Source organism: Streptomyces sp. 1114.5 (assembly GCF_003635085.1).
Classification (GTDB): Bacteria; Actinomycetota; Actinomycetes; order Streptomycetales; family Streptomycetaceae; genus Kitasatospora.
In genome coordinates this window covers 527,883-543,729 of sequence record NZ_RBXE01000001.1, presented here as the reverse complement: position 1 = coordinate 543,729, position 15,847 = coordinate 527,883, and the positions used below count along the sequence as shown (strand labels likewise).

At 72.8% G+C, this 15,847-nt stretch carries 14 protein-coding genes; 5 read left to right on the top strand and 9 right to left on the bottom strand.

All coding sequences use genetic code 11. The features are described from left to right. Positions 1-43: 43 nt before the first annotated feature. The 3 genes from BX285_RS39095 to BX285_RS02280 all read right to left on the bottom strand — a co-directional run bounded on the left by BX285_RS39095 (position 44) and on the right by BX285_RS02280 (position 6,225). Positions 44-1,891 carry an ATP-binding SpoIIE family protein phosphatase gene (locus tag BX285_RS39095; RefSeq protein WP_179852770.1) on the bottom strand — a complete coding sequence of 616 codons (1,848 nt, stop codon included), beginning with the start codon at positions 1,889-1,891 and terminating at the stop codon, positions 44-46. 124 nt (positions 1,892-2,015) lie between these two features. Next, positions 2,016-2,780, bottom strand: coding sequence for a class I SAM-dependent methyltransferase (locus BX285_RS02285; RefSeq protein WP_257032433.1), 765 nt, complete (start codon positions 2,778-2,780; stop codon positions 2,016-2,018). 481 nt (positions 2,781-3,261) lie between these two features. Continuing rightward, complete coding sequence (locus BX285_RS02280) at positions 3,262-6,225, bottom strand: BTAD domain-containing putative transcriptional regulator (RefSeq protein WP_183106985.1); 2,964 nt, start codon at positions 6,223-6,225, stop codon at positions 3,262-3,264. A gap of 214 nt (positions 6,226-6,439) precedes the next feature. Here BX285_RS02280 and BX285_RS37055 point away from each other — a divergent pair, with 214 nt between their 5' ends. Continuing rightward, positions 6,440-6,724, top strand: coding sequence for a hypothetical protein (locus tag BX285_RS37055; protein ID WP_097236426.1), 285 nt, complete (start codon positions 6,440-6,442; stop codon positions 6,722-6,724). 238 nt (positions 6,725-6,962) lie between these two features. Here the strand turns inward: BX285_RS37055 and BX285_RS02275 are convergent, their stop codons facing one another. Beyond that, positions 6,963-7,181 (bottom strand): hypothetical protein, encoded by a 219-nt coding sequence (locus tag BX285_RS02275; protein ID WP_121174327.1) that lies wholly within the window; start codon positions 7,179-7,181, stop codon positions 6,963-6,965. A 137-nt stretch (positions 7,182-7,318) separates the two neighbouring features. Here BX285_RS02275 and BX285_RS02270 point away from each other — a divergent pair, with 137 nt between their 5' ends. Further along, positions 7,319-8,077, top strand: a complete 759-nt coding sequence (locus BX285_RS02270; RefSeq protein ID WP_097236425.1) for a GntR family transcriptional regulator — start codon at positions 7,319-7,321, stop codon at positions 8,075-8,077. Between the two features lie 135 nt (positions 8,078-8,212). On the opposite strand, the gene BX285_RS02265 is transcribed toward BX285_RS02270, so the two are convergent. After that, complete coding sequence (locus BX285_RS02265) at positions 8,213-9,880, bottom strand: fumarate hydratase (RefSeq protein WP_097236424.1); 1,668 nt, start codon at positions 9,878-9,880, stop codon at positions 8,213-8,215. A gap of 147 nt (positions 9,881-10,027) precedes the next feature. Between BX285_RS02265 and BX285_RS02260 the strand changes: the two genes are divergently transcribed. Then, entirely contained in the window at positions 10,028-10,810 is a 783-nt protein-coding gene (locus tag BX285_RS02260) for a DUF1707 domain-containing protein (RefSeq protein WP_259470408.1), read from the top strand. Between the two features lie 319 nt (positions 10,811-11,129). Continuing rightward, the gene (locus BX285_RS39090) at positions 11,130-11,507 is read left to right on the top strand and encodes a WhiB family transcriptional regulator (RefSeq protein WP_097240032.1); all 378 of its coding nucleotides are present in this window, start codon (positions 11,130-11,132) and stop codon (positions 11,505-11,507) included. 148 nt (positions 11,508-11,655) lie between these two features. Here BX285_RS39090 and glpX read toward each other — a convergent pair whose 3' ends face one another. Continuing rightward, a complete protein-coding gene (gene glpX, locus BX285_RS02250; protein ID WP_030055344.1) occupies positions 11,656-12,696 on the bottom strand; it encodes a class II fructose-bisphosphatase in 1,041 nt (346 codons plus the stop codon). A 214-nt stretch (positions 12,697-12,910) separates the two neighbouring features. Here glpX and BX285_RS02245 point away from each other — a divergent pair, with 214 nt between their 5' ends. Then, on the top strand, positions 12,911-13,447 hold the full coding sequence (locus tag BX285_RS02245; protein WP_259470407.1) for a DUF4245 domain-containing protein: 537 nt from the start codon (positions 12,911-12,913) through the stop codon (positions 13,445-13,447). A gap of 137 nt (positions 13,448-13,584) precedes the next feature. Here BX285_RS02245 and BX285_RS02240 read toward each other — a convergent pair whose 3' ends face one another. From BX285_RS02240 to xseA, 3 genes are all read right to left on the bottom strand, one after another. Beyond that, positions 13,585-14,187, bottom strand: a complete 603-nt coding sequence (locus BX285_RS02240) for a malonic semialdehyde reductase (protein ID WP_097236422.1) — start codon at positions 14,185-14,187, stop codon at positions 13,585-13,587. A 128-nt stretch (positions 14,188-14,315) separates the two neighbouring features. Further along, positions 14,316-14,573: an exodeoxyribonuclease VII small subunit gene (locus BX285_RS02235; protein WP_097236421.1), complete on the bottom strand. Its 258-nt coding sequence runs from the start codon at positions 14,571-14,573 to the stop codon at positions 14,316-14,318. A gap of 67 nt (positions 14,574-14,640) precedes the next feature. Beyond that, on the bottom strand, positions 14,641-15,846 hold the full coding sequence (gene xseA, locus BX285_RS02230; protein ID WP_121174325.1) for an exodeoxyribonuclease VII large subunit: 1,206 nt from the start codon (positions 15,844-15,846) through the stop codon (positions 14,641-14,643). Position 15,847 lies beyond the last annotated feature (1 nt).

Genomic DNA, 15,847 nt, shown 5'->3' with positions numbered 1-15,847 from the left:
CGTTCCGCCGGGCGCCCGCCCGGCTGTCGGTGGGCGCTCCCCCTCAGCTGACGACGGGCAGCCGCTGCTCGAACCAGACCACCTTGCCGGTGCCCAGTCGGGTCGCTCCCCAGCGCTCCGCGCACCGGGCCACTATCTGCAGCCCGCGCCCGCGTTCGTCCTCCGGCCCGGTACGGCGCGGGCGCGGCAGCAGCGGGCTGTCGTCGCCGACCTCGCAGCGCAGCCGGGTCGTGCGCACCAGGCTGAGGGTGATCGGCCGGGTCGCGTGCTGGACGGCGTTGGTCACCAGCTCGCTGACCATCAGCTCGGTGGACTCGATGAGTTCGTCCAGCCCCCAGCGGCGCAGCGTGTGCGCGGCCAGCCGGCGGGCCCGGCCCGGCGTCTCGTTGCGCGGCTGCAGGTACCAGTGCGCGACGTCCCCGGCCGGGATGCCGTCGAAGCAGGCGCCGAGCAGGGCGATGTCGTCGCCGCGGTCGCCGGGCGGCAGGATCCGCAGCGCCTCCTGGCACAGCTGCTCGGGGGACTGCCAGCGGGCGGCGGCGATCCGGGCGCGCAGCACTTCCAGTCCGTCGCTGATCGGGCGGCTGCGGGTCTCCACCAGCCCGTCGGTGAACAGCAGCAGCGCCGAGCCGGGCGGCGCCGGCAGCTCCACCGAGTTGAAGTCCACCCCGCCGACCCCGATCGGCGCCCCGGAGTCCAGCTCCACCAGCTCGGCCGTCCCGTCCGGGCCGACCAGTACCGGCGGGACGTGCCCGGCGTTGGCCAGCACCACCCGGTTGGCGATCGGGTCGTAGACCGCGTACACGCAGGTGGCCAGGTGCTGTTCGCGCCCGAGCCGCTGGGCCTGCTCGTCCAGGTGGTAGAGCACCTCGTGCGGCGGCAGGTCGAGGGCGGCCAAGGTCTGGGCGCTGGTGCGCAGTTGGCCCATGATGGCGGCCGAGGTGAGCGAGTGGCCCATCACGTCGCCGACGATCAGGGCGACCCGGTTGCCGGGCAGCGGGACGGCGTCGTACCAGTCGCCGCCGACCTGGGCGCCGCGCTCACCGGGCAGGTAGCGCTGGGCGAGCCGGACGCCGTGCGGCTGGGGCAGGCGCAACGGCAGCATGCTGCGCTGGAGTTCGTTGGCTATCTCCCACTCGCGGGCGTACCGCAGGGCGGTGTCCACGGCCAGCCCGGCCTGGGTGGCGAGGTGCGCGGCGGTCGCGGTGTCCGCGGCGTCGAAGACCGGGCGGCCGCTGCGTTCGGGAGGGCGGCGGATCAGCACCAGCAGCCCGAGGACGGCCTTGCGGCCGCGCAGCGGCAGGGCGAGGACGGAGGTGCCGGGGGCCAGCCGGGCCACCCCGCGGGTGCCGTACAGCTCGCGCAGCAGCACCTCGGTGCGCTCGGCGGCGGGGGTGCCGAGGACGGCCGCCTCGGCGGGGCGGCGGCTCAGCAGGGCGTGCGCGAGCGCCCCGCCGCGGGTCACCGGGGTGGCCGGGCCGCTGTCGGCGGTCGAGCGGGCGCCGTAGCGGGAGCGTCGCCGGTCGTCGAAGCCGCCCGGGCGGCCGCGGCGGCCGATCCGGGTGCCGGTGCTGTGGTGGATCCGCAGCTCCTCCGGGAAGCCGGGCTCGCGTTCGACGTTGGGCAGCGGGTCCCGCAGGTGGATCACGGCGGCGTCGGCCAGCGCCGGGACCAGCACCCGGCCGATGTTGCGCAGCGTCGCGGCCAGGTCGAGGGCGCTGTTGATCCGCCTGGTCGCCGAGTCGAGGTAGGCGAGCCGGTCCGCCACGTCGACGCGCTCCGGCCGTACGGTCGGCGGCTTCGCCGGTGCGTGCGCCCGGGCCGGGACCTGGCGGCGCTGGCCCGGGACGGCGGGCGGCTGCTCCGCCTCGGTCTTGAGCTGGTCGCGCACGGCTGCCTGTCCTGGATTCGGTGTGGTCGGTGAGCTGTTGTGGTCGGTGAGCTGTTCTGTTGCGAGGGCCGTGCGGACGACCCGTTGCGGAGGCCGTGGCTCCGGCCCGGTTGTCGGTGCTCCTTCAGCCGACGCGTCGACAGCACAGGAACAGCTGTTCCTCCGGCGGCAGCGTGGTACTGGCCGGCGCGTACGGATGCCCCGAGCACTCCTCGACGGCGAAACCGGACGCAACCAGGACCCGCTCCAGATCCTCCCTCAGATACCCACTGATCCGCAGCTCTCTGCCAAGGAACGGAAGCGGAACGTGATCCAGGTCCGCCTCGACCATGCCGAGCGCCAGCAGGCCGCCCGGCCGCAGGAGTTCGCGCAGCCGCCCGAGGACGGTCGGGACCTCGTCCTGCGGCAGCAGGATCAACGAGAAGAACGCGGTGACGGCGGCGAAGGTGCCGTGGCCCTCGGGCCCGAGCGCGGGGGCGTTCCAGACCCGATCGGCGCGCGAGGTGGCCAGATCGTACAGGTCGATCCGATGGAACACCGGCGGAAAGTCGCCGGGGACGGAGGTCTCACGGGCCAGGCCGAGCATCACGTCGGAGAGGTCCACGGCGGTCACCCGCAACCCGCCCCGGACGAGCTGGCGGACGGTCGGCTCGCCCGTGCCGCAGCCCACGTCCAGCACCCGGGCGCCGGGTTCGAGCCCGGCGAGCAGCCGCCGACCGCAGGCCAGCTGCCCGTCCTTGGCGGGGAAGGCCTCGCCGTACCCGGCCCCGATGGTGTCGAAGGCGACCGCCTGCAGGGCCCGGGCCGCGCGGCGCCGGCGTACCTCGGGCTCGTCGTCCCCGGCGTCCTCGCCGACGGGGAACGCATCGGATATCCGTCCGGTCGTCACGTTGAGGGCACCCTTCCACCCGTGGCCTCCGGTCGGCTCCGCGGCGGCCCCTGGGCCGCAGCCGGTGGCGGTGCGTCACGCTCCCCGCATCACACCGACGGACCGCACCCGACGCGTTTCCGGCAGACACTCGTGTGCGTACTGGCATCTGAGAATATGCGTGATCACTGCGTCGTGGGGTCCCTTTCCGGCCAACTCGTCGTGCTTGGGGCATTGTGGCCGGGGTTGCGGAAGCACGACGGTGCGGGCCGGGGTGGTGCGGCGGGCCCCGCACGCCGCACGGCGCGCCGGGGTGGCGCCGCTGACCTGCGGTTTTCCCACTCTGCAGGCTGACTATCCGACGTTTATCAAACGTCAATCGGCCCGGTGCACAGTGGAGTCCAGCGCCGGGGAAGCGTTGAGGGCGCTCCCGCAGCCGGGGGGCTGCGGGAGCGCCGACGCGGATCGGGGGAGGCCCTCCGAGGGGGGAACGACGGAGGCCTTACGGCGCGGGGGGAGAGAAGGGCTCGGTGTGCTGCTGTCGGGAGATGAGGTCCGCCACGGGGGAGGCCTCTGGCACACCGAGCCGCGTGAAGATCGCGTGCGCCTCCTGGAGACAGGCGAGCCCGCGAGCCGGCTGCGCCAGGGCGAGCAACACCTCGCCCAGCGCGGCGTTGGCAAGGCCCTGGCAGTAGGCGGAGTCCAGCTCCTGGGCGATCGCCAGCGACGCGCCCGCCGCCTCGGCGGCCTCGGCAGGCTGCCCGGCGACCAGCAGGGCGGAGGCGAGCCGGGCCAGGGTGTAGCCCTCCCACAGGAGGTTCCGCTGCGACTGGTACAGCCCGTGCGCCTCCCGCAGGTGCGGGACGGCCTCGGCGCCGGAGAGCACCACGCCGAGCTGGTAGAGCGTCTGCGCGAGCAGCGGGCCGTTCTTGGACTCGCGCGCGGCGGCCACGCCGTCGCCGGCCGACTTGATCGCCGTCTCCGTCATGCCGAGCCGGTGCTGCGCCCGGGCCATGTTGCTGACCACCCGTGCCTCGGCCGTCGGTGAGCCGACGGCCTGGCTGGTGGCACGGGCCTGTTCGTAGAACGACAGGGCCTCGGCCGGACGGTTGCCGACGTTCAGCATCACGCCCAGCATGTTGGCCGTGGCCACGAGCAGGACGGTCGGGTCGTCCGGCGCCTGGTGGCCCAGGCTCCGACGGAAGGACTGTTCGGCGCCCTGGAAGTCGCTGGTGACGGACTGCAGGGTGCCGCGGGCGAAGTGCACTCGGGCGAGCGCGGCCGAGTCGTCACGACGATGCGCGTCCGCACCGATGGCCTCCAGGGTCCGGAGCGCTCGGGGGCCGCGGGTCGGGTCCGGGTCGATGCTGATCAGGTAGTTCAACAGGTCGACAGCTGCGCGCTGCAGGGTGCCGGGGCCGCTCGCGGCGGCCTCGACGGTGCTGAGCAACAGGCCGCCCTCGGTGCGCAGCCAGTCCTGTGCGGCGTGACTCGTGGGCAGGCCGAGTCCCGGCGACGCGAGTGCGGTCAGCTGTTCGAGTACGGGTTCGTCCGGCTCGATCACCTGGGCCGCGTTTCGCACGGTCGGGATCAGCAGTTCGAGGAGCCGGAGCACCGCCTGCTCCTGCTCACCGGTGTCTCCCATCCGCTCGTTCTGCCGCTGGGCGTAGAGGCGGAGCAGGTCGTGGTAGCGGTAACGGCCCGGGGCGAAGCACTCCAGCATGTTCGCCTCGACCAGGGCCTCGGCGAGGTCCTCGGCGGTGTACTCGTCCACGCCGAGCAGCGCCGCGGCGGCCGCCAGCGGGATGTCGGGGGAGTCGATCAGGGCGAGGAATCGAAAGGCGCGGGCCTCGGGCTCGGACAGCTGTCCGTAGCCGAGGCCGATGGTGGTCTCCACGGCGAGGTTGCCGAGCTGGAGTTCGTCCAGCCGCCGGCGCTGGTCTGCTAACCGACTGGCCAGGTCGGAGACGCTCCAGCGCGGGCGGCTGGCCAGCCGGGCGGCGGCGATGCGGACGGCGAGCGGGAGGAAACCGCAGGCGGTGACCACCTTCATGGCGGCCTCGGGCTCGGCGGCGACCCGCTGCTCGCCGACGATGGCCGAGAACAGCGCGAGCGCCTCGTCCGGGGTCAGCTCCTCGACGTCGAACAGCTGGGCACCGGGGATACCGGCCAGCCGGGAGCGGCTGGTGGCGAGAACGGCGCAGCCGGAGACGCCGGGGATGAGCGGCCGGATCTGGTCGGCGTCACGCGCGTTGTCGAGCAGGATCAGCATGCGGCGGCTGGCGAGCAGCGAGCGGTAGAGGGCGGCGCGCTGTTCCAGCGAGTCGGGGGTCTCGGTGACTCCGAGCGCGTGCAGGAAATCGCCCAGGACGACCACCGGGTCGGCGGGCGAGGTGCCGGCTCCGCGCAGGTCGACGTACAGCTGGCCGTCCGGGAACTCGGCGCGGACGCGGTGGGCGACGTGCACCGCGAGGGTGGTCTTGCCGACCCCGCCGATGCCGGCCAGCGAGGTCACGACCACGGCCTGACCGGTGGCGTTCATCAGAACCGCCGAGAGGTCGCTCGCCAGTTCCGAGCGCCCGCTGAAGTCGGACACATCGGCGGGGAGTTGGGCCGGAGCGTGAGGTGCGGCCGGGCCGTCCTCGCGGACGGCGGGGGCGGGGACGACCGGGACGGCGAGCGCCGGGTCGGCCGCGAGGATGCGGGTGTGCATCGCGGACAGGCCCGCGCCCGGTTCGACCCCGAGCTCCTCGATCAGCAGCTTGCGGGTGTCGGTGTAGACGCCGAGTGCCTCGGCCTGGCGTCCGCAGCGGTACAGCGCCAGCATCAGCAGTTCGCGCAGGCGCTCGCGCAGCGGGTATTCGGTCGTCAGGTTGTTGAGCTCGCCGACGATCTCGGCGTGCAGGCCGATGTCGAGCGCGGCGGCGCACCGCTCCTCGGCGGCGGCCGCCTGTCGCTCGGCCAGTCGCAGCCGCTGGGCGTCGGCGTAAGGTCCGGGGATGCCGGTGAGCGGGCGGCCGCTGAACAGGTCCAGCGCCTGTACCAGCAGCCGGTGCGCCTCGTGCTTGTCGCCCGCGGTGCGGGCGGCCGCGGCCTCGGTGGAGAGCCGTTCGAAGACCGACAGGTCGAGGGCCTCGCCCGGGATGCGCAGCGCGTACCCGTCGGCCACCGAGACCAGCAGCTCGGCGGGTCTGCGGACCTCGCGGCGGGGCTCGATGACGGAGCGCAGGCGGGAGACGTAGGTGCGGAGTGCGGCCACGGCCTGGGCCGGGGGCCGCTCGCCCCAGAGTGCGTCGACGAGGTCCTGGGTGGTGACCGGGCGTCCGGAGTGCAGCAGGAGGGTGGTCAGAACGGCCTGTTGCTGAGGGGAACCGAGGGAGAGCGGCCTGCCGTCGAGCCAGGCCTGGACCGGACCGAGGACTTGGAAGCGCAGCGCAGGGGTCTGCGGCGTCTCCCGAAACTGCATGAAGTCCCCCGATGGCCTGTGGTGTCGATTCCGTGAAAGGGCGCTCGGCGGTCCGCCGTGGTGGTTCAGCTTAGGCGGACGCCCGACTCTGCCGGACGGCGCCGCAAGCCGCACGATGTTTATCGGACATTTAATCAACCCTACGATACTGTCCCCGCGCCCGCGCCACAGAGGCCGGGCTGGACACAATTGATGACCGAAAGGCGGCCGCCCAATGGCCAACGACCAGAGCGAGACCCCGGTGCAGTCGGCGCCCGAGAACGCGGCGCAGACCGGCACCCCGGCCGCCGCTGTGGAGGCGGGCAAGGCGGTGGAGGGCGCGGTGACCGCGTCCCCGAACCCGACCGAGTACACCGCGCCGACCGACGCGGAGAAGGACGCTTTCGAGAACGGCCCGTTCGGTGACGAGGGCCGGCACATCGAGGAGCCCGACGAGCCGGCCACCGGCACGCATGGCGGCCCGTACCGGCCGGAGAACGCGATCGGCGGCAACCCGTAAGCCGTTGTGGCCGAGTGCCCCCGCGCCCCCGTCCGGGCGCGGGGGCGCCGTCGGTTGTGGGCACGCCAATTCCCCGTCAGTGGAAGCCGGGTGGCCGAAACGCGCGCGCAGTGCACTCATGGTGACCGGCGATATCCGTAACGTGCCCGGCGGCGGGTGCGGGGCGTTCCGGAATTCCGGATTCACCGGTCGGATTGACGGGGTCGGAATGCTGCAGTTTGCGTGCTTTTTGCCGCGATTAGCGCGGAAGATCGTATTCGGCTGATTCGCGTGGCCGCGGAACGGGCGAGACGTCGTGCGGTTCGACGGCCCATTCGCGGCCGCCCCCCTCGGGGCGGAGGTAGAGCTCGCCGCCGATCGTGTCCATGTAGATGCCGGTGCGTCCGGTCCTCCGGTCGAGGACGAGTTCACCCACGTGCGGCCGGTAGGCCGGGGTGTTGCGCTGTCGGATGGTCACCGCTGTGCTCCTCGCTCCGGTAGGCGACTGGCCAGCATCTCTAGAGAAGCTAAAATCTCTAGAGATGTCAACGGTCGTATCTGCTTACCGGCGGCCGGAGGCACGCCTACGATTTGTCCGAGGGAGAGGGAGCGGCGATGACCGGCAGCAGTGGCGACAAACAGCCCAAGTACCAGCGGATCGCCGACGCGCTGAAGGCGGCCATCGACACCGGCCGGTACCGCGCGGGTGACCGCCTGCCCGGCGAGAACGACCTCATGGACGAGTACGGCGTCGCCCGGATGACCGCCCGCCAGGCGCTGGGCGTGCTGCAGAGCGAGGGCATCGCCGAGGCGCGCCGCGGCGCCGGGGTGTTCGTGCGGGACTTCCGGCCGCTGCGCCGTCGCGGCATCCAGCGGCTGGCGCAGGGCCAGTGGGGCTCCGGTCGGTCGATATGGTCGGCGGACATCGACAACCGCACCCTGGTGGTCGACCAGGTCTCCGTCGCCGAGCGGGCCGCGCCCGACCACGTGTCCCGGGTGCTCGGGGTGGACCCCGGCGCCCCGATGTGCGTACGGCACCGCCGCTTCGTCCTGGACGGCAAGCCGGTGCTGCTCTCGACCTCGTACCTGCCCGCGGGCCTGGTGGCCGGCACCGCCATCACCCGCGAGGACACCGGCCCCGGCGGCACCTACGCCCGGCTGGCCGAGATCGGCGCCAAGCCCGTCCACTTCCGCGAGGAGGTCCGCTCCCGGATGCCCAGCACGGAGGAGTCCACCCGCCTGGAGCTGTCCGCCGGCACCCCGGTGATCCTGATCTGCCGCACCGCCTTCGCCGACGAGGGCCAGGTCGTGGAACTCAACGAGATGATCCTGGACGCCGCCTCCTACGTCCTGGAGTACGACTTCGACGCCTGAGTCGCGCTGACCCGTCGATCATTCGGAGGATCGGTACCGAATCTCCGGTGTCAGAGGCCACACCGGCACGAAACCGCCCCGGCCGCAGGGGCGACCGGGGCGGTTCAGGGGCGCGCGGAGGTGCACGCCTTCGGGCTACTCCTTGGAGCGGACGCGGAGGTTGGTGATCAGCGGGCCCTCGGTGGTCTCGCGGAAGAAGTCGTTGCCCTTGTCGTCCACCACGATGAACGCCGGGAAGTCCTCGACCTCGATGCGCCAGACGGCCTCCATGCCGAGTTCGGCGTACTCCAGGACCTCGACCTTCTTGATGCAGTCCTGGGCGAGGCGGGCCGCCGGGCCGCCGATGGAGCCGAGGTAGAAGCCGCCGTGCTGGGCGCAGGCGTCGGTGACCTGCTTGCTGCGGTTGCCCTTGGCGAGCATGACCATCGAGCCGCCGGCCGCCTGGAACTGGTCGACGTAGGAGTCCATCCGGCCGGCCGTGGTCGGGCCGAAGGAGCCGGAGGCGTAGCCCTCGGGGGTCTTGGCCGGGCCCGCGTAGTAGACCGGGTGGTCCTGGAGGTACTTGGGCATGCCCTCGCCGGCGTCCAGGCGCTCCTTGATCTTGGCGTGGGCGATGTCGCGGGCGACGACCAGGGTGCCGGTGAGGGAGAGGCGGGTCTTCACCGGGTACTTGGAGAGTTCGGCGCGGATCGCGGACATCGGCTGGTCGAGGTCGACCCGCACCACGTCGTCGTCCAGGTGCTCGTCGGTGGTCTCCGGCAGGTACTTGGCCGGGTCGGTCTCCAGCTGCTCCAGGAAGACGCCCTCGGCGGTGATCTTGCCGAGCGCCTGGCGGTCGGCGGAGCAGGAGACGGCCATGGCGACCGGCAGCGAGGCGCCGTGCCGCGGCAGGCGCACCACGCGCACGTCGTGGCAGAAGTACTTGCCGCCGAACTGGGCGCCGATGCCGATCTTCTGGGTCAGCTCGGTGACCTTGGCCTCCAGCTCCAGGTCGCGGAAGCCGTGGCCGGTCTTGGCGTTGCCGGAGGTCGGCAGGTTGTCCAGGTAGTGCGCCGAGGCGTACTTGGCGGTCTTGAGCGCGAACTCGGCGCTGGTGCCGCCGATCACGATGGCCAGGTGGTACGGCGGGCAGGCCGCGGTGCCGAGCGAGCGGATCTTCTGCTCCAGGAACGAGAGCATGCTCGCCTCGTTCAGGATGGCCTTGGTCTCCTGGTACAGGTACGACTTGTTGGCGGAGCCGCCGCCCTTGGCCATGAAGAGGAACTTGTACGCGTCGCCGTCGGTGGCGTACAGCTCGATCTGGGCCGGCAGGTTGTTGCCGGTGTTCTTCTCGTCCCAGGTGGTCACCGGGGCCATCTGGGAGTAGCGCAGGTTGAGCTTGGTGTACGCGTCGTACACGCCGCGCGCGATGGCGGACTCGTCGCCGCCCTGGGTGAGCACGTTCTGGCCGCGCTTGCCCATGACGATCGCGGTGCCGGTGTCCTGGCACATCGGGAGGATGCCGCCGGCCGAGATGTTGACGTTCTTCAGCAGGTCGAGCGCGACGAAGCGGTCGTTGGGGCTGGCCTCCGGGTCGTCCAGGATGCGGCGCAGCTGGGCGAGGTGGGCGGGGCGCAGGTAGTGCGAGATGTCGTGCATCGCCTCGGCCGTGAGCAGCCGCAGCGCCTCGGGCTCGACCTGGAGGAAGGTCCGGCCGCCGGCCTCGAAGGTGGAGACACCCTCGGAGGTCAGCTTGCGGTACGGGGTCGGGTCAGCGCCCAGGGGGAGCAGGTCGCTGTACTCGAAGTCTGGCGTGGGAGCCATCGGGGCGGTCCTTAGGTGTCCAGTGGTCCGGCTGCGTCGGCGAAGCACCATCCAGGGTAGGACCCGGGCGCAGGCGGCATGCGGACAGGGCAGCCTTGCGTGACGGGGCTCACTCGGGCAGGAGTGCGAGCGGCTAGGCTGGGCCCCGTGGACAACTCGCCGTCGCACGACGATCCGGGGCAGCCGCCGGTGCCGGCGCCCGTACCGATGACCAAATCCGAGGCCGAGCCCAAGCCCCACCTCACGCCCGAACCCAAGCCGGACCCCGCGCCCGGGGCCGCGTCGTCGCACGCCCCGGTGGCGCAGGCGGAGATGCGGGTCTCGGACGCCGATCGCGAGCGGGTCGCGGAACTGCTGCGGGACGCCTACGCCGAGGGCCGGCTGGACGCGGACGAGCACGCGGAGCGGATCGAGGCCGCGTACGCCGCCAAGACCTTCGGCGAACTGGCGCCGCTGACCAGGGACCTGCCGGCCCGCCCGCTCTCCTTCGAGAAGCAGCCGCTGGGCGCGGCGGCCCCCGCTGCGCCGCCGCAGCCGCCCGCGCGCCAGGAGTCGCCCTCGGTGGTGGCGATCTTCGGCGGTGCGTCCCGCAAGGGCCGCTGGCGGGTGGGTTCGCACCTGAAGGCCTTCGCCGCGTTCGGCGGGGTGGAGATCGACCTGAGCGACGCCGTGTTCGAGTCTCCCGAGGTGGAGATCGTGGTCGTGGCGATGTTCGGCGGGGTCGAGGTCCGGGTGCCGGAGAACGTCAGCCTGCACGGCGGCGGGCTCGGCCTGTTCGGCGGTTTCGACGTTCGGGAGCAGACCGCGGCGGACCCGTACGCTCCGGTTGTCCGGGTCAAGGGCCTTGCGCTGTTCGGTGGTTGCACCGCCAAGCCGCGCCAGGGCAAGAAGATCAAGGAGTGGGTGCGGCGCCAACTCGGCACCGAGTAGCAGCCGTTGACCTGCCCAGCGCCCGGCCGTGGATCAACTCCCGGTCGGGCGCTCGGCGTTGTGCCCGGTGCACTCCGTAGTCGATTGCGTGCAGTGTGCATGAATCGCGGCCGGACGGGGTAGTTCCTTCCGCACATCGCTTCTTGTGCGGCTGCGCACCGGAGGCGGCCCAACGGCCGTTCCGGAGGGTTCGACAGCGGGGGCTCGCAGCCGGGCAGGGGAGCGAGGTTCCCCCGTGTCCGAGAGCCTCGTCAGGAGTACGGCCGTGCTGCATCCGATCGAGTCCCGCACCACTTCGCCCGTCGCTGCCGCGCAGTTGCTGGAGCGCCGCACCGGCGTCAGTCCGCAGCCGCAGCCCCCCGGCGGCCCGGCGGGTGCCGCCGCGGGCGAGGACAACCCCTGGCACACCGGTGCGGCCTGCCGACGGGACGAGGTGGGTTTGTTCTTCGCGCCCTCCAAGGAACCGACCGCGGCCCGGCTGTCCCGCGAGGAGCAGGCCAAGCGGGTCTGTGCGCGCTGCCCGGTGCTGCTGGAGTGCCGCGAGCATGCGCTGGCGCAGCCGGAGCCGTACGGGGTCTGGGGCGGGCTGACGGCCGCCGAGCGGCGGGTGGTGCTGGCCCGGCGCCGCCGCCGGGACGGGGAGCTGCGCGAGGCGGCCCGGGTGCCGGCGGCCGCGCGGGCCCGGATAGCCGGGTGACGGCCGGCCGAAGACCCCGGCGCCGCGGACCGGGCGCCCGAAGGTCCGGGTCCGGACGCGCGGCGGCCCCGGCGGAGGGGGATTCCGCCGGGGCCGCCGCGCGCTGTTCCGTGGGGCGTGTTCTCCGAGAACGCCCTGGCCGGGTGCGTCAGTTGGCGCGGTCGAAGTCGATCGCGCTGTACGCCCGCAGCTTCGAGAGCTTGTGGGTGGAGTTGATCTCGCGGATCGTGCCGCTCTTGGAGCGCATCACCAGCGAGCTGGTGGTGGCGGTCTCCGAGCGGTAGTGCACCCCGCGCAGCAGCTCGCCGTCGGTGATGCCGGTGGCGACGAAGAACACGTTCTCGCCGCTGACCAGGTCGTCGGTGGTGAGCACCCGGTCCAGGTCGTGGCCGGCGTCGAGGGCCTTCTGCCGCTCGGCGTCGTCCTTGGGCCACAGCCGGCCCTGGATCACGCCGCCCATGCACTTCATCGCGCAGGCCGCGATGATGCCCTCCGGGGTGCCGCCGATGCCCATCAGCAGGTCGACGCCGGTGCCCTCGCGGGCGGCCATGATCGCGCCGGCCACGTCGCCGTCGGAGATGAACTTGATCCGGGCGCCCGCCTCGCGGATCTCCCGGACCAGGCCGTCGTGGCGCGGGCGGTCGAGCACGACGACGGTGACGTCCTCGACGGCGCTGCCCTTGGCCTTGGCGACCCGGCGGATGTTGACGGCCGCCGGGGCGGTGATGTCGACGAACTCGGCGGCCTCGGGGCCGGCCACCAGCTTGTCCATGTAGAACACGGCGCTGGGGTCGAACATGGTGCCGCGGTCGGCGACGGCGAGCACGGCCACGGCGTTGTTCATGCCCTTGGCCGTGAGGGTGGTGCCGTCCACCGGGTCCACCGCGACGTCGCACTCGGCGCCGGTGCCGTCGCCGACCCGCTCGCCGTTGTAGAGCATCGGGGCTTCGTCCTTCTCGCCCTCGCCGATGACGACCACGCCGTTCATCGACACGGTCGAGACGAGGGTGCGCATCGCCTTCACGGCTGCGCCGTCTGCGCCGTTCTTGTCGCCACGTCCGACCCACCGGCCGGCGGCCATCGCGGCCGCCTCGGTGACCCGGACGAGTTCGAGCGCGAGGTTCCGGTCCGGAGCCTCGGGCGCGACCTCCAGGGCACTGGGAAGGTGGTGCGGGTACTGCGTGGTCATCGTCGTTACCTCTCTGTACGCGACGGCCAGTGAGCGCCCGACTACTGCCAGGTCGAACGCCGTGGTGAGGGTTCTGCGATCGTATCTGCCCACGAGATGACTGTCTGTGGCGCGGGTCGCCCCAGCGGTGCGATAAGCATCGTTTCGCCCGGTTCACCCGTCCGTGGACACCCCGGGTGGCCGGGCCGGGATGTGGATGAGTCACCATGTGGGGGTGGCTGCAGAGAGCAAGGGCATGAGGGGCCGCCAGACCGTACGGGACATGGTCCTGTCGATGCTGGCGGTCGGTTTCGTCGTCTGGGTCGGGTACCTGTTCCTCCCGCACGACGCCGACAGCGACCCGGTGCACGTGGTCGAGTACAAGGTGGCGGCGGCCACCGCCAAGCGCGCCGCGCCGTACCCGCTGCTCGCTCCGGAGGGGCTGCCCGACAAGTGGCGGGCCACCTCCGTCAGCTACCGGCCGGCCGACCAGAACAACGGCAAGGGCAACGCCTGGCACCTGGGCTTCGTGACGCCGTCGGGCCAGTACGCGGCGGTCGAGCAGAGCGACGCGCCGCGCGACTCGCTGCTGTCCGACAAGGTCGCGGGCGGGCAGCCGGACGGCACCTCCGAGGTGGCCGGCCGCACCTGGGAGCGGGTGCAGGGCGAGAAGGCCCGCGCGCTGACCGCGCCGACCGGCTCCGGGACCACCCTGCTCACCGGCACCGCCTCCTACGAGGAGCTGGCCGAGCTGGCCCAGGCGCTCAAGTAGCGCCAGGCCCGGGCGCTCAAGTAGCGCCAGGCCCGGGCGCTCAAGTGGCACCAGGCCCGGGGAACGCGAACGCCAGAGGGCCCCGCACCGGACGAACCGGTGCGGGGCCCTCTGCTGCGGGCTGTGGCGCGGGGGCGTCAGACCGTGGTGACGACCTCGTCGTACGCCAGGCGCGGCGAACGCGGGAACCAGGCGTCCTCGCCCGGCTTGCCGATGTTGACCACGGCCAGCACCGAGTGGTCGCCGTCGGCGAAGAACTCCTTGTTGATGCCCTCGGCGTCGAAGCCGGTCATCGGGCCGGCGGCCAGGCCGGCGGCGCGCACGCCGATGAGGAAGTAGGCGGCCTGCAGGGCGCCGTTCAGCGCGGCCGACTGCTCGCGGACCGGGCGCTCCGAGAAGAACACGTCCTTGGCCTGCGGGAAGTGCGGGAACTGGGTCGGCAGCTCCTCGTGGAACTCGTTGTCCGCGGCCAGGATGGCGACCAGCGGGGCGGCGGCGGTCTTCGCCTTGTTGCCGTCCGCCAGGTGCTGGACGAGGCGCTCGCGGCCCTCGGCCGAGCGGACCAGCACGACGCGCAGCGGCTGCGCGTTGAAGGCGGTCGGGCCGTACTTGACCAGGTCGTAGATGGCCTGGACCTGCTCCTCGCTGACCGGCTCGTCGGTGAAGGTGTTCGCGGTGCGGGCCTCGCGGAACAGCAGGTCCTGGGCGGCGGCGTCGAGAGCCAGGGCGTCGGTGGTCATGCTTCTGCACCTCATGCGGGAGGGGGTTCGTCGGTGTGACCGGCCGTGGCCGATCACCTGCTCCAACATAGGTGAATATTCAACGATTCCCCAAGGGAATGTGACCCGCATCACTTGCCCCATCGGCCTCACTCGCCGCCGGGCACCCCGCCCTCCTCGGCGGCCAGCGCGGCGTCCAGCCGGGCCCGGGCGCCGTCCAGCCAGCGCTGGCACACCTTCGCCAGCTGCTCGCCGCGCTCCCACAGGGCCAGCGACTCCTCCAGCGACGTCCCGCCGTTCTCCAGCTGCCGGACGACGTCCAGCAGCGCGTCCCGGGCGTGCTCGTAGCCCAGTGCGTCGTCCGGGCCCGGTGCCGCCGCGTCCTGCTGCTCCTGCTGCTCTGCCATGCGTGCCAGCGTAGGGGGTGGGACCGACAGCCGGCCCGGCCGTCCGCCGGACAGCCCAGGGCCTGCCCTAGTCGACGGTGACGTCGAAGCCGCCGCCCGCCACCATGGCGTGCAGCCCCTCGCCGGACGCGGCCTGCGCCGGGTCGGTCACCACCGTGCCGTCCGCCCGCTGGAGCACCGCGTAGCCGCGTTCCAGGGTGGCCGCCGGGGAGAGCGCGACCACCCGGGCCAGGGTGTGCCCGAGGTCGCTCTGCGCGTGGTCCAGCCGGTGCCGCAGGGTGCGCCGGGCCCGCTCCAGCAGGCCCTCCACCTCCTGCCCGCGGCCGTCCAGCATCCGGTGCGGGGCGGCCAGCGAGGGGCGGCTGCGCAGCCCGTCCAGCCCGTGCTGCTCGCGCTCGACCCGGGCCAGCACGTGCCGGCGGGCGCGGTCGCGCAGCTGGTGGACCTTGGCCAGCTCCTCGCCGACGTCCGGAACCACCCGTTTGGCGGCATCGGTCGGGGTGGAGGCGCGAAGGTCGGCGACGAAGTCCAGCAGCGGCTGGTCCGGCTCGTGCCCGATCGCGCTGACCACCGGCGTACGGGCGGCCGCGACCAGCCGCACCAGCCCCTCGTCCGAGAACGGCAGCAGGTCCTCCACGCTGCCGCCGCCGCGGGCCACGATGATCACGTCCACCTCGGGATGCTCGTCCAGCTCCCGCACGGCCGCGCTCACCCGCTCCACCGCGCTGACCCCCTGCACCGGGACGTTGCGCACCTCGAAGCGGACGGCCGGCCAGCGCCGCCGGGCGTTCTCCAGCACGTCCCGCTCGGCCGCCGAGCCGCGCCCGGTGACCAGCCCGACGCACTGCGGCAGGAACGGCAGCGGCTTCTTGCGCTCGGCCGCGAACAGGCCCTCCCCGGCGAGCCGCCGCTTCAGCTGCTCCAGCCGGGCCAGCAGCTCGCCCAGCCCGACCGGCCGGATCTCGGAGGCGCGCATCGACAGCTGCCCGCGCGCCGCGTACCACTCCGGCTTGGCGTGCACGACGACCCGTGCGCCCTCCTGCACCACCTCCGCGACCTGGTCGAACACCGAGCGGAAGCAGGTCACCGTGAGTGACACGTCGGCCTGCGGGTCGCGCAGGGTCAGGAACACCACGCCCGCCCCGGGGCGACGGCTGAGCTGGGTGATCTGTCCCTCCACCCACACCGCGCCGAGCCGGTCGATCCAGCCGCCGATCAGCGCGGAGACCTTGCCGACCGGGAGCGGTGCTTCGGGGGAGCTGGTGTTGGCCATG

Excerpts from the sequence above, each read along its gene's own strand:
- glpX (WP_030055344.1), bottom strand. The coding sequence starts at position 12,696 with ATGACCACGCAGTACCCGCACCACCTTCCCAGTGCCCTGGAGGTCGCG.
- BX285_RS02240 (WP_097236422.1), bottom strand. The coding sequence starts at position 14,187 with ATGACCACCGACGCCCTGGCTCTCGACGCCGCCGCCCAGGACCTGCTG.
- BX285_RS37055 (WP_097236426.1), top strand. The coding sequence starts at position 6,440 with ATGGCCAACGACCAGAGCGAGACCCCGGTGCAGTCGGCGCCCGAGAAC.
- BX285_RS02280 (WP_183106985.1), bottom strand. The coding sequence starts at position 6,225 with ATGCAGTTTCGGGAGACGCCGCAGACCCCTGCGCTGCGCTTCCAAGTC.
- BX285_RS02270 (WP_097236425.1), top strand. The coding sequence starts at position 7,319 with ATGACCGGCAGCAGTGGCGACAAACAGCCCAAGTACCAGCGGATCGCC.
- BX285_RS02235 (WP_097236421.1), bottom strand. The coding sequence starts at position 14,573 with ATGGCAGAGCAGCAGGAGCAGCAGGACGCGGCGGCACCGGGCCCGGAC.
- BX285_RS02265 (WP_097236424.1), bottom strand. The coding sequence starts at position 9,880 with ATGGCTCCCACGCCAGACTTCGAGTACAGCGACCTGCTCCCCCTGGGC.
- xseA (WP_121174325.1), bottom strand. The coding sequence starts at position 15,846 with ATGGCCAACACCAGCTCCCCCGAAGCACCGCTCCCGGTCGGCAAGGTC.